7 protein-coding genes are annotated in these 14534 nt (G+C 48.0%); 1 reads left to right on the top strand and 6 read right to left on the bottom strand.

The window, feature by feature from the left end:
- Positions 1-15 precede the first annotated feature (15 nt).
- The 3 genes from Q1B11_RS10870 to Q1B11_RS10860 form a co-directional block, all read right to left on the bottom strand.
- On the bottom strand, positions 16-6711 hold the full coding sequence (locus tag Q1B11_RS10870; protein WP_299732096.1) for a VCBS domain-containing protein: 6696 nt from the start codon (positions 6709-6711) through the stop codon (positions 16-18).
- Between the two features lie 71 nt (positions 6712-6782).
- Positions 6783-8105, bottom strand: coding sequence for an HlyD family type I secretion periplasmic adaptor subunit (locus Q1B11_RS10865; protein ID WP_299732093.1), 1323 nt, complete (start codon positions 8103-8105; stop codon positions 6783-6785).
- Entirely contained in the window at positions 8105-9859 is a 1755-nt protein-coding gene (locus Q1B11_RS10860; RefSeq protein ID WP_299732090.1) for a type I secretion system permease/ATPase, read from the bottom strand. Before Q1B11_RS10860 ends, Q1B11_RS10865 begins: the two co-directional genes overlap by 1 nt.
- A 412-nt stretch (positions 9860-10271) precedes the next feature.
- Here Q1B11_RS10860 and Q1B11_RS10855 point away from each other — a divergent pair, with 412 nt between their 5' ends.
- The gene (locus Q1B11_RS10855; RefSeq protein WP_299732087.1) at positions 10272-11096 is read left to right on the top strand and encodes a hypothetical protein; all 825 of its coding nucleotides are present in this window, start codon (positions 10272-10274) and stop codon (positions 11094-11096) included.
- A gap of 35 nt (positions 11097-11131) precedes the next feature.
- Here Q1B11_RS10855 and Q1B11_RS10850 read toward each other — a convergent pair whose 3' ends face one another.
- The 3 genes from Q1B11_RS10850 to mrcB are packed head-to-tail and all read right to left on the bottom strand — an operon-like array spanning position 11132 to position 14189.
- Positions 11132-11443 (bottom strand): YqcC family protein, encoded by a 312-nt coding sequence (locus Q1B11_RS10850; RefSeq protein WP_299732084.1) that lies wholly within the window; start codon positions 11441-11443, stop codon positions 11132-11134.
- A 10-nt stretch (positions 11444-11453) separates the two neighbouring features.
- Complete coding sequence (locus Q1B11_RS10845; RefSeq protein WP_299732081.1) at positions 11454-11861, bottom strand: tetratricopeptide repeat protein; 408 nt, start codon at positions 11859-11861, stop codon at positions 11454-11456.
- A gap of 3 nt (positions 11862-11864) precedes the next feature.
- Positions 11865-14189 (bottom strand): penicillin-binding protein 1B, encoded by a 2325-nt coding sequence (gene mrcB, locus Q1B11_RS10840; protein ID WP_299732078.1) that lies wholly within the window; start codon positions 14187-14189, stop codon positions 11865-11867.
- Positions 14190-14534 lie beyond the last annotated feature (345 nt).

Raw genomic sequence — 14534 nt, 5'->3', positions numbered from 1 at the left:
AATTCTTGGTGTTATTTATACGACTAATTGGCCATTGCTTATCAGCTGCAATAAAACATCCTGGCCATTTATTTCCTGATCAAAATTTACATCTCTCCAATTCGTTTCGCCCTGCAATTCAATCTGAAGAACATCCCGACTACTGTCAGCTGTCGTTTTAGTGATACTGATAACCGTTTTACCATTGACGATTTCTGCAGTGACTCCACTCAGGTTCAATTCTGCAAGCAGGTCCTCCGGGTTGAGAGTGTCGCTGCTCAGATCCACAAGTGTACTGATATCGAGCATATCAGCAGTAGAATCGGTCGCGGTATCGCCGACAGAAAAGTCAGTAATGGTATCTATTTGTACGGTTTTGCCATCCAGAAGGTCTTCAAAGTTGAAGGTGAAGGTGTCTCGCGTGAAGGTTATGCCATCATCACCGGTCAACACATCGTTGCCTTTGCCACCATAAATAGCATCAGCACCTTCGCCACCGATGATCGTGTCATTTCCGGCATCGCCAAAGAGCTGATCAGCACCGTCACCGCCATTCAGAGTGTCACCACCATCGCCACCATACAGTTTGTCCTGACCGTGCTCACCATGAAGGACGTCATCACCCGCATCGCCTCGAATGATGTCGTTGCCGATTCCACCGACTAGCTGGTCATTGCCAGTACCTCCGGAAATATTGTCATTACCCTCTTCCCCATCAATGGTGTCCGCTCCGGCACCACCCATCAGGATGTCATGACCAGCTCCTGCACGAATATCATCACTTCCGGCCTGACCATCGATATAATCATTCACCTCCGTGCCCTGAAGAGATGAGTCATCGTTTGCAGTGCCGGAGGCAAAATTCTGAATCGTATTTAAGGTAAGCGTGGCAGTGTCGGATTGGCCATCACTGTCTGTCAGGGTGTAGGTAATCTCATGCTGTTCCGCAGCTACAGTGCCATCTTCAATTCCCGGCAGCACTTTATCAAAAGCAATACCGGTGAACTGACCACTGGCCCTGTCTTTAATATCACTGCCTGCACTGATGATAATACGACCTATATTGGTGTACTCCGAAGGAATCTGGAATGGCTGATTGTTTACGCCCCCCGTATAGAGCTGACCAATCTCGGTACCATCAACACGATAAAGCGTGACGGTCATCGCCCTTCGATCGTTGGCAGTCGTCAAATCAAGGCTCACGTTGGTAACACCATCGGGATATTCGCTGGCTGCGAAATCAATGATCAGATCTTCATGCCCTTCAATCGAGTTTTTCTGATTTACGCCAGCCTTATTATCTGACTCAACCCCCACCTTGACGGTACTAGTGCCGTTATCAACACCTAGTGCTTCATCACTGCTAATAACAACATCACCATCTGGCGAACTGAAAGAAACACCGGGTATATCAGTAGTCACTGTAAAGTCGACATCTATACGTGCATTCGGGTCAGTATGGGTAGCGGGGGGGGTGACCGGTGTGAATTCATAGTAGCCCGTCTCGGAGACTCTCAGAGATCCGACGACGGTAATACCGTCAGCACCCAGGAGGTCAATGGTCTTCTCACCATTCACCTCATACTCGACGCCCTCATAAGTGACTTTGGTTAGCTTCGCATCATCGACCGCACTATCAACACCTCCGGCCTGAACAGCAAAAGGGGTCGCTTTATCACCAACAGCAATACCACCATCAGTGCCAACGCCAGTAATCACATTACCTTCTATGGACTGAGCGCCAGGCATAATGGTGTCCATGTCATCGTTGGCTTCTGGGACACCATCAACAATATTGATCGTAGCGTTTGCAGAAGGGCTTACATCGCCATCACTGTCTGCGACAATAAAGTCAAAGCCAAACGAATCCCCTTCCGTCAATGAACTGTTGGCGAAATACGTGTATTCACCAGTTTCGAAGTTGAATATCAACTTACCCCATTTAGCAAAACCATTAGATGAATCCAGAGTCAAAATAGACCCATTCAATATGGATAAAGAGCTTGTGCCAGAGGGTGTTATCGTCTTTGTATCAGGGTCATAGGTAAAGGTGACCGGCTTAACACTGCCATCAACATTCAGATCAAAAGAGACTGACTGAATATTGCCTCCATCAGCCCCAAAATCAATGGTGTTCACCCGACCATTGGATACCAGGTTACCGCCATAACTATTCGGAATGGTATTCAATAGCTCATCTTCGAGCTTAACCGGATCAGCAACCACGATTGGCTTTTGCTCCTCGCCACTGCCAAGTACGTCTGCATTGTGGATACTTTCCATATAGGAAAGATCGTCAACACTTGAGCCGACAGCTACTGAGTATGAGGTGATGTCTTTTTCTTCTGCATACGCTTCCCAGTTTTTACTTTTTTCAGCAGCGATATCGTCCACCGTCTGACCATCTACATTCCCTGTTTTATCATCCGTAGGCGCACCATCCGATACAAAATAACTGATATATTCAACATCACTGCTATTCAACCCTGCATCTGCATCGCTTTGGAACATGTTTTCAAACGCATTTTCCCCCTGATCCAGCGCATTGCCATAACCAGTACCACTTTTGGTCACCAACCCATTCAAGCGTGCCAATGCATCATCAAGCGTGGTTGCAGGCCCAGTTCCATTTGGATCAACAATACGACTACTGCCATCAAAAGTAACAAGGTTGAACTGAACATTAGAGGACTGCTGATAGTACTTTTCCAAAAGTGAAGAAATACCATCAATAGCCAGGGCAAGCCGCGAAGTAATGGTTTCATTGTCAGGCAACTCAACCTCACCGTTATAGTCTGCAAAGTCCATACTGTCAGACGTATCCAGCATAATGACTATTCGATAGATCGGTTCATCGCCGGCAGGGATATCAACCTGCTGATCTCTTGATAAAGAGGTATCATCAACAATATTGACTTCAAGTCGGGAAGGCGTGTCAGGTGTCGCGCTGGTGTTATAGGAAAACACCTCACTCACATCACCCGCGCTATGATCTGCGGCACTGGTTAAGGTATACGTATAATCGCCAGTTTCCGTATTCAGCGTGAGCTCACCATGCTGGCCTTTGATGGTGACAATGCCAGTCCCTGGGTTCTCGTCGTTTATTTGTGTGATGGTGGTACCGTCTGGCAAGCCATCATTATCAAGAAGATTACCTGTCGCAGTGGTTACACCGCTCCCTTCTTCCTGCCCCGACTCAGGTTGATCATCAAATGCAGTTTCAGGTTTGCCAGAGCCACCTTTTAATGCACTCTCATGGACAACAGCACTATCCACCGCACCATCAACTACGTCAACCTCAAACGTTGACGACTCGGAGGAGCCATCACTACTGGTGGCTGTGATCGTGACATCATGGCTCTGCTCAACATTCAGGCTGACATCATCACGAACCGACACCCGACCTGTCACAGGATCTATGACGAACAGTTTTTTGGCTTCATCGTCAATGGAATAAGTGACTTTATCTTCAGGATCAGGGTCCGATGCAGCTCCAGTTAAACCTGTATATTGGCCAGCATTGTTGCCTTTTTGCAGCTGATTATTCTTTGCGTCTGTATCAATGGGAGGCGTGACCGGCCCATCAGATGCAGGATCAACAGAAATGGTGACCGTTGCAGGTGTTGGGTCAAGAGCACCATTATTATCCCTTGAACTGTACGTAAAAGAATCAGCCCCGTCGGGAGCCCCATTGTTATCGGTATCCCAGTTATTATTCCAATTTTCATCAGGAGCAAAATAAAGCGTCAGCTCATTTCCAGTAGCAGAGTACTCCAGCCCCTTAAATACCTGCTGTGTTCTCGCTTCATCCAGATACAGCGTGCCATTTTCCGGTAATGAATTAATAAGGAAAAAACTGACTTCTCCATCTTCGTCACTGCCAGATAATGTCACCGGAATGAAGGCAGCATCTTCAATACCATCCACAGTTTTATCATCTGTTTCTGGGGTTTCATTTGTACCATTAATTACAATCGTGATGTCATAGGTGCTGCCATCGACGCCCTGGACTGTGTACACCTCGGTGACAGTTTCACCGTCATCCAGATATTGCACCGCGTCGTTGTTGACTTCGTAACTCCAGGCACCATTGGCCGTAATGCTCAAGTTGCCCAGCGCTGTACCGTTGGTGGAGCCCGATGCCTTGAACACGGTCTGGGACGGGTCAAATGCGGCGGTATCACTGTTGTCTGCATCTGTGATCGTCAGGGTGCCTGACTGAGTCAGCTGTACGCCAGGTGTCGTACTATCAGTGTCTTCATCTTCTGTCACTGCACCGGTGTCACTGTCGCTGATACCCGCTGGCTGTCCCGGGCCTCCCCGTTCCACCACCTCGATCTGGCTCAAGTCATCCTTGCCATTGATGGTAATGGTGACGGTTTCTGTGTCGCTGCCATCTTCCGTCGATACCGTGTACTCCTGAGTGATGCTTTCACCCTCATCCAAGTATTGTACCGCCGCGTTGTCGACCTTGAATTCCCAGCCGCCCTGCGCGTTGATCACCAGGCTACCCAGTCCGCTCTGGCTGCCATCACTGGTGGTTTGCCCGTTCTCGTCGGTGACGCTGCTCAGGGTGACGGTTGGGCTGAAGCGACCATCTCCATCCGCATCGATCACGGTCAGTTTGCCGTCGGTGACCAGTTGACCACTGCCGTTCAGATCATCGGCCTTGTCTTCTGTGACTGATCCCACGTCACTGTCACCATTCGTGCCATCCACCAGGATGTTTGACGGGTCTTCCGCTCCGTTGATGGTAATGGTGATGGTTTCTGTGTCGCTGCCATCTTCCGTCGATACCGTGTACTCCTGAGTGATGCTTTCACCCTCATCCAGGTATTGTACCGCCGCGTTGTCGACCTTGAATTCCCAGCCGCCCTGCGCGTTGATCACCAGGCTACCCAGTCCGCTCTGGCTGCCATCACTGGTGGTTTGCCCGTTCTCGTCGGTGACGCTGCTCAGGGTGACGGTTGGGCTGAAGCGACCATCTCCATCCGCATCGATCACGGTCAGTTTGCCGTCGGTGACCAGTTGACCACTGCCGTTCAGATCATCGGCCTTGTCTTCTGTGACTGATCCCACGTCACTGTCACCGTTCGTGCCATCCACCAGGATGTTTGACGGCTCTTCCGCTCCATTGATGGTAATGGTGATGGTTTCTGTGTCGCTGCCATCTTCCGTCGATACCGTGTACTCCTGAGTGACGCTTTCACCCTCATCCAGGTATTGTACCGCCGCGTTGTCGACCTTGAATTCCCAGCCGCCCTGCGCGTTGATCACCAGGCTACCCAGTCCGCTCTGGCTGCCATCACTGGTGGTTTGCCCGTTCTCGTCGGTGACGCTGCTCAGGGTGACGGTTGGGCTGAAGCGACCATCTCCATCCGCATCGATCACGGTCAGTTTGCCGTCGGTGACCAGTTGACCACTGCCGTTCAGATCATCGGCCTTGTCTTCTGTGACTGATCCCACGTCACTGTCACCGTTCGTGCCATCCACCAGGATGTTTGACGGGTCTTCCGCTCCGTTGATGGTAATGGTGATGGTTTCTGTGTCGTTGCCATCTTCCGTGGTAACTTCATAGATTTCTACCAGGGTTTCATTTTTATCCAACCCTTGAATTACCGGACTTGTGTTGTCTACTGCATAACTCCATGTGCCATCTGCATTCATGGTCAGAAGCCCCAGCTGGGCACCGCCGTTGCCTGTGCTGCTGACAAAACCTACTGTGGTACTGAAGGCACCATCACCATCCGCATCCTTTACCGTCAGGCTGCCCCCTGTAACCAGCTCATTACTGTCGCTCAGGTCTTCAGCCCTGTCTTCGGTAACGGCTTCCGCTGCACTGTCCGTGCCCACAAGGCTTATGTTGGAAGGATCTGACGCACCATTAATAGTGATGGTTATTTCTTGCCGGGTGCCATCGGAAGTTTCTACTACATAAACTTCCGTTACACTTTCACCGTCTTTTAGGTACTGAACAAGACTGTTATCAACCTCATAACGCCATTGTCCGCTCTCATCAATATCAAGTTGCCCGAGAGCACTCGAACTTGTTGATGAGTCAGGCTGAAAACGGGTTTTATCCGGATCGAATACAGTACGGTCATTAATATCAGGCTCAAAAATCGTCAGAGAACCAGACTGCTGTAATTGAATGCCTGTGACCGTACTATTGGTGTCCTGATCTTCTGTCACAGCACCACGATCTGTGTTCCCATTTGAGCCGTCTAATAGAATCTCAGATTGATTATTTTCGTCTATACCAACCAAGTCTTCAGATACGAAACTGACACTGTTTTCAATTCCTGAACCTTGTGCTGTTGTTTCAAACCCAGCGGCAGGTTCCACCTGAATACCACTAAGCTCCAAAATCGACTGATTACCAAAGCCATTGCTTGTCTGATTAGTGGCGTTCTCTGGCTGGGCATTGTCAGGAGTAACTTCAAGCTGTTCCGCTTCTATTTCTAACTCAGATTCCGACTCTTCTGTATCTGAGAGAGAAATAGGGAAGCTATATTCTGAATTACCGGTTAATTCCAGAACCTCGCCATCTGGCAGATCTATATGAACTGCTCCATCATCGGCAGTTACTATCGTTTCATACTCATATACAACATCAGCCGTCTGTAGAGACCGACGATTACCCTCTAAGTCAGTCGCTTCTACTTTTCCTGTTATAAAATGGATTGTACCTGCAGGTTTATTATTAGCTGCAATTGCCTGACTAGCGTCCATAAATAGCTCCGTTACGTTTTTCCTGGGCGACTCCGGCCCTTCGTTAGTTTTTATACTGAAATCTTTGTCGTTCAACGCTCACTGAACGCCAGCTGTTTAGCTCTCAACACTGGTTTCAAAAGGTACTCAAGCAATGTTTTCTTACCCGTTAAAATATCCACAGTCGCCACCATGCCGGCAATCACCGGGCGACTGCTGTCCCCTTCATAACCAAGATGACTTTTGTTGGTTTTGATTCTCGCCAGATAAAAGCTTTCGCCCTGTTCATCCAAAATTGTGTCAGCACTGATATGGGTTACAGCGCCTTCAAGACCACCATGAATAGTGAAATCGTAAGCCGTAAAACGAACCGTCGCTTTTTGACCCGGGTGTAGGTATCCAATATCCTGTGGACGAATACGCGCTTCTACTTCGAGTGTGTCGTCTACCGGGATAAGCTCCATCATCACCATACCTGGCTGAACAACACCGCCTTCGGTGTTCACCAGAATCTGTTTAACGACACCTTTCATGGGTGCCCGCACTTTGGTTCGCTCCACTTGATCACTGGTAGCCGTTGCTTTAGCAGACAACTCATGAAGGAGTGCCAGAGTCTCGTTCAGCTCCACTCTGGCCTTGTTGGTAAAGTTAAGCCGGGTTTCATTAATCCGTTGCTTGATTTCATCCTGCTGGGCAGTAATGCGCTCAAGATTCTTCTCTGCGATCAGTTTTTCACCACGGGTATCGCTAACCTGCCTTTCCAGCCTAAGCACTTCGACGCGGGAAACCGCACCTTCTGCTGCCAAATCACGGGCTAACTGAAACTCTTCATCCAGCAGTGAAAAACGTCGGGCCAGCATGTCTCGCTGAGCTTTTGTTTCCAGCATTTGTTTTTGCTGCTGGGTTAATTGCTGCTGGTACACACCGATGCTGCTGCCCAATTCAAGCTGCCGATTCTTGAACAGCTCTGTTTCTCTGGCTGCCAGCTCGGGCACCTCTGACACCAGAGAATCAGGCATCAACGGCTCACCACCTTCAACCTCGGCCAGAAGCCTCGATTTTCGGGCTAATAAGGCATTGCGATTCGCCAATTGACCTTTCCGGGTTGACGTAAATCGGGTGTCGTCCATGACCATCAACACTTGCCCCCGATCCACCAAATCACCCTCAGAGACCATAATGCCCTCAACAATGCCACCTTCCATGTTCTGAACGTTCTGCACTTGGCTGGAAGGAATCACCTTACCTTCACCTCGGGTGATTTCATCCAGCTCACACCAGCCCGCCCAGAGGACAAAAGTGATAATGGTCAGGGCCACTGTCAGCAATAGCGGACGACTGCCCTTTGATATACTACTGATCTCCTCTTCCGTAGCACCATGCCAGTTATTATCTGTCAACTGTTGCTTATCCATCAGGCGACGGCCTCCTGATGCTTACTGGCTGAAGGACTTCTCTGAGCTTCAAGAATTTGACTGGCGCTGCCATTAACGCTGATTTTGCCTTGATCCAGCACCACAATCTGATCCATCGCATTCAGCAGGTTCAACTTGTGGGTCACCAGAATAATGGTTGTATCTTTAAGTGCTTTGAGTAACTGCAAAAATTGCGCTTCAGCTTGAGAATCCATCGCACTGGAAGGCTCATCAAGAATCAGTACTTTGGGCGATGCGACCAATGCTCGAGCCAAAGTCAACGCCTGAGCCTGACCACCGGACAAGTTACGTCCGCCTTCACCAATCATATAGTCGAGACCGGCACTGCCAGCCCGAACGATATCCTGCAAACCTGCCTGTTCAAGCACACACAGAATATCGCTGTCGCTGATGCCAGTACGCTGCATGGTGATGTTGTCACGCAGAGAAGTGTTGAACAGTTCAGGTTTCTGCCCAACATAACCGATATGGCTGCGATACCAGCGTGGATCGATCTGCCTGAGATTCATGCCATCAACGCCAATTAGCCCTTGCCCGGGCTCGATAAGACCCGCCAGCAATTGCAATAACGTGCTTTTTCCGGAACCCATTCGCCCTAGAATGGCCAACTTGGTGCCTGCCGGTATAGTCAAGTTGATATCCTGCAGCTGATCCTGCGATTCCGGATAAGCAAACGACATATGGCTGATATAAAAGTGGCCATGAAACGTTTCGGGTTTTAACAACTTTCTTTCGGGCGGGTATTCCTGAGGCAAATTCATGATTTGCCCTGCATGATCCAACGCATGAATGGTTTTTTCGTATTGATTCATCAACCCGATGATTTGTGAAACTGGTGCAGCGCAGCGGCCAGAAATCATCATAATGGCAATTAAACCACCCATTGAAAGTTCGCCAGCACTGATCAGGTAAACACCGGCAATGACCAGAACGACGGTATTTAGCTGGAGCATCAGAGTGGTGGTCTGGCTGGTAATTGTCTGCAGTTGACGCACTTTTAAAGATGCATCAGCAACTTCCCGGTTAAGACTGCTCCACTGTCGTTCATTCTGCCCTTCTACATTGGAAGACTTGATCGAAACCAGCCCCAGTAACAGCTCCATCATAAAATTTTGGCGTTTTGAGGAAGCATTCTGCTGGGTGTGAATAATCTGTTGTAAGGGCTTGTTTAAAATCCAGGCAACTAACAGGGCAGTGCCTATACAAAAAAGAGGAATCAGTACCAACCATCCACCCAACCAAATCACCAACCCCAGAAATAGGATGACAAAAGGAAGGTCAACAAACGCTAGAATCGTTGTCGATGTAATAAAGGAACGGACACTGTCAAACTCTGATAATTGATTGAGAAAACTGCCCGCACTTGCCGGCCGGCTGGATAATTTCAAACCAAGCAAGCGGTCCAAAAGCCTGGAAGAAAGCGTCAGATCAATCTGTCGCCCAGCCAAATCGATAGAGCGAGAACGAATCAATCGAATCGCCATTTCGAAAAAGAATGCTAAAACGACACCGGTTGCTAGCATCCAGAGCGTTTCGAATGCCTGATTTGGCACAACCCTGTCGTACACATTCATAACGAACAAGGGTGAGACAAGCGCGAAAATATTAACCAGCAAGCTTGCCAGCAATACATCGCGGTAAACTCGCCAGTAAGGTGATAGCGCATGCCAAAACCAATTGTACCCAGATGCATTGTTTGTATTCTGGGTGGAATTTTCATCCTTAGGGGTCACGGTTTTATTCTTCTATGTATTTACCAAAGCTCAACTCACAACGGCTGATGCCTATAAAAAAATCTGCAAATCAGGCCACAAAAACACGACAGGCGTCACATTTTTACATGACTCGATTTTGATTTCTACTTAAATGACGAGGATGAACACTTATCGATCAGTATCTATTGGTAGTTTGACACAGGGTTGAATGAGAATGTTTATAATTCAATCATTAAAATCTACACGTGTCGTATTTATTGTCTGAGAACTAACCATCTATTAAGAAGAACTCAGCATTGTTATAACCAGTTCTCTATTTTAAAAATAATCTATTCCAAAGAGCTCTTTGGATTTGTTATCCGCAGAGAAACTTTCTTTTTAATCTTATTGTCTACACATGAACTCAAATCGAATTAATTGAGGTAATCAAGTGAATATCGGATCGCAACCAGATATCAGCATTAATAAGGCGCTTTTGGATGCAAATAAAACGCAACAAACTGATGATAAGGAACAAGTAATAAAGGCAAATTTACCATCGGTTCAATCCACTGATGAGGGCTTTAATGCGTGCATTACAACGATGGGGAGTTCTCTAAAATCACTAGACGAGATGAGTATATCTATTCCTACAGATGAGAATGTCATGACAACTCCGGATATAGAGGCTGGTAGTGTGCAAGAGCCAAACACTCCACAAGGAGGAGCCAATAGTATTGTTTCAGAAATATCTCCCTCAACTATACAAGAGCCCAAAGCTTCTGAAGACGACACGGCCGCTCTTAGTCTATCAAGACATACTTCTCAAGGCTCTCTTCCTACTGAAGGCAACAATACATTAAAGGCTCCAGTAACTCATAATATTGACAGAGCCCCTGAAAGATTAGCTGATACCAGAACTCGACGTCCATCCGAAGAAAAGATACCAGGCTCATCGGACAATTATGCAGAAGCAAAACCAATGGGTTCAAATGTCAATTCGGAAACGACCGTAGTAACTACCGCCAATTCTTCAGAAGTAAAGCTTGAAGAATCCCCTGACACAAATGACACATCAGCTGATCCAACAAGCAATGACAACCTCCAACCAGGGCAAACTCCGGTTATAAAAGCCAACGAAGAAAAGGTACCCAGCAGGTCAGAAGCCGCAGCTCACGAAGAAAAACCAAAAAAAGGCTGTTTCACTTCACTTCTCTGCTCTATCGGTAGCCGAAAAGCTGAAAAAGTGGAACAAGAAACAAGAACAGATCTATAGCACTATATAAACTTTATTGGGCTGATTTCCTTTGATCAGTTCATTAACTGATCAAATTTTTCAATAAGATTAAGCAATTTCTGCGAAGAGAGGCGTTCCATTGGCAACGCTTCTTCTGCATAGGATTTCATATCCGACCCGGTTGGCAGGGAGCCGCCCGCGTCCAGAATGGCTCGAACCCTTGGAATAAAAATCCACTGCAGCCACTGGCTGAAATGCATGGTGTCCATACAAAATGGTGTGGTGCTGGAGAGTGCTTCGATAGAAGGCGGCATCTGAGCCCACACATTCTGGTTTCGAAGTTCATCTTCAATCGCTTCCAGCAGATTGATAATTTCCTGAGACATATTAACTCTTCTACTCTTGAAACAATTCTTGAAACAAATGGTTAATCTTCCGTACCAATGCCGGGTCTGGCTGAAGGCTTAATGCTCTTTCGGCCAATTGCTTTGATTGTTCGTGCTTACCCTGATCCTGACGCAGCAATGCCAGCTGATAATAAACGTCGGGCGTCGTTGGGCTAATTCGTACGGCACGGTTCAAATAACTTTCGGCCGCATCCAACTGGCCTTGTTTTCGGGCGTTCCACGCCAGATTCAGCAACGAGCCCACGGCATCGTCTCTTTCCACATAAGGCGACGTTTGAACGGATGCATTCTCGGGCATTTTCATAGAGGTAGAACAACCCGCCAGCAAAGCGGTCAGCAGGATAATTAGTAGACCAGCTTTTGGCATTACTTTTTCAACAACGGGCATCAGTGCCATTTATTAAAACCACGCTTTAATTCTGTCAAAGAGAGAGTCGTCACTGTCTTTTCCGCAACCAGCATAAGCCTTAGGTTCAGAGCCGGTAATATAAGGCAATTCCATTGCCCCTTCACAGTATTGATGACTTCGACCATTGGCTGCAGGATTCACCCATAGACTGGTCAAATTATTCGCCTGCAGTGGTGCCACAGGTTGCACTGGCACATTGGCTAAGAAGTTACCCCAGATTTTCAGGGCGCCGCTGCTGCCCGTCAGCTTTGTTGGGCTGTTATCATCATGGCCAATCCAACTGACAGCAACCAAATCACCAGAGTAGCCAGCAAACCAGCTGTCTCTCAAATCATTGGTGGTACCCGTTTTGCCACCCAGAGCAATATCTGGCTCGATATATTGGTAAATCCTGCGCCCCGTGCCCTCTGACATCACAACACCCAATGCAGTTCGCAATAACTCCATCGGTCCGGGATTAAATGCTCGCTCTACCGAAATGCTGTACCGGGAAAGAGGCCGCCCCTGGCTGTCCACCACCGCATCAATAGCGCGAATAGGCATACGGAAACCGCCGCTGGCAATGGTTTGATACATGGTGGCAACTTCTATGGGCGTCATGGATAGAGCACCCAGCAGCACCGACGGATAAGGCGGCACACGTTGTTCAACACCCAAGCGTTTCAATGTGTCCTGTACCGATGACAAACCAACCGCCATGCCGGTATTCGCTGCCGCCTGGTTATAGGATTTTGCCAGCGCAAGGTATAAGGGGACTTGTCCGTGAGATTCACGACTGTAGTTTTTGGGCTCCCAGTAACCACCTTTGCCGTCGTTAATTTTTACCGAGGTATCATTAACCATGGTCGTTAATGTGTACTGCTCTGGTCGTTCAAGGGCTGTGAGGTAAATAGCTGGCTTCAATAACGAACCAACCGGGCGGCGCGCTTCTACGGCACGGTTAAAGCCTGCATAGCCGGCATTTTTGTCGCCAACCACTGCGAGCAAATCACCCGTTTGGGCAGAACTAATCACCATGGCACCTTGCAACTGATTCCCTTTGCCCAGGCTTTTAACCGTGGCGCTGACACTCTTCTGGGCTTCCCGCTGAATAATCGGATCAAGGTTGGTAAAAATCCGTAGCCCTTCACTGGTCAGATCTTTTTCATCGTAATCTTTTCGCAGCTGTTCTTTGACCAGATCAATATAGGCTGGAAAGTCATTGGTGCTCACCAACTCACGACTTACGACGCCTAATGGTAATTTTTTAGAACGATCCACTTCGGCCTGTGGCACGATGCCACGTTCAGCCATGACATCCAGCACTAAGTTTCGACGTTCCAACGCACGCTCTGAATAACGGCGAGGATCAAAGTACGATGGACCTTTCACAATCGCCACCAGCAAAGCAGTGCGTGCGAGGTTCAGTTCCTGAATGGGTTGGGCAAAGTAAAACTGGCTGGCCAAACCAAAACCGTGGATTGCTCTGCGACCATGCTGGCCGAGATACACTTCGTTCAGATAGGTTTCAAGAATCTCTTCTTTGCTGTAATGCAATTCCAGTAGCAGAGCCATAATCGCTTCTTTGGCTTTACGCACCAGCGTTCGATCATTGGTCAGAAAGAAGTTCTTTACCAGCTGCTGGGTGATGGTGCTGCCGCCCTGAACCACACCACCAGCCCGCACGTTTGCCACCATGGCTCGAGCAATAGACGTCGGTGATAAACCAAAATGGTCATAATAATCGCGGTCTTCAATAGCTAATAACGAAGGAATAAGGTAGCGGGGCGTTTGTGTAGAACGAATCAGCAAACGATCTTCATAACTGGCCGGATAAATACCGCCAATGGGTTGTGGATCTAACCGCAGCAGTGGCAGCGTTGTGCCACCATTGCTTCTTAGCTGCACAACTTCATTGTTCTGCAGCTGAACGGATGCGTATCGTGAAGGCTCTGCACCATCCGGGAAATGAAACCCTCGGCTATAGATAACAAACCGATTACCAGCGCGAGCGAAGGTGCCGGGACGACTGACCTGCTGGACAGCCTGATAACCTTGACGCTTAAGCTGCGATTGCAAATCCGCCGGCGTGATTCGTTTACCCGAATACAATTCCAGAGGGCGAGCAAACACCTTGGCAGGAATTGCCCACTTTTTTCCTTCAAATTGTCGGGTCACCACCGCATCAAGATACGCTGCATAGGCAATCACAATGGCCGTCAGCGTAAAGCCTGCCTTGAACAGAATTGAGCGCCATGATGTACGTGATGGCGTACGTGTTCCCTGACGTTTTTTCCTGGGCGATCCGGTTTTTTTGGTCGTCGTTTTCTTGGCCATGGGTGCGATTATACGTCAGAGTGACAGTGTGGGTCTTTTCTCAAAGGGATCGAGCAGAAAATTCGACTTTCCCTCTCATTTTTCATCAGTTCTAAAATGTTCTCAATCTTATGATGTTGCGTTTTCATAATAAAAATAATCGATCAAATAATGCATCGTTTGATACTCGTTGACTAAAGTGTCAAAACACAATCATTTTGGTAATAACCGAAAACGCTATGTGATGAGCTCAAAAGACTCGTCTATTCTTAAGGAAAATTACTAAGGCTGTCGACGCTTCGTTGCAAAACTCAGTGACTCAGAATGACTCAGAAAAGTTATGCTCACGAAGGCTTGCGTGCAACA

Source organism: uncultured Endozoicomonas sp., from assembly GCF_947495845.1.
In the GTDB taxonomy this organism is placed as follows: Bacteria; Pseudomonadota; Gammaproteobacteria; order Pseudomonadales; family Endozoicomonadaceae; genus Endozoicomonas.
The sequence above is the reverse complement of the archived record's forward strand: the minus strand, read 5'-3'. Positions and strand labels throughout refer to the sequence as shown.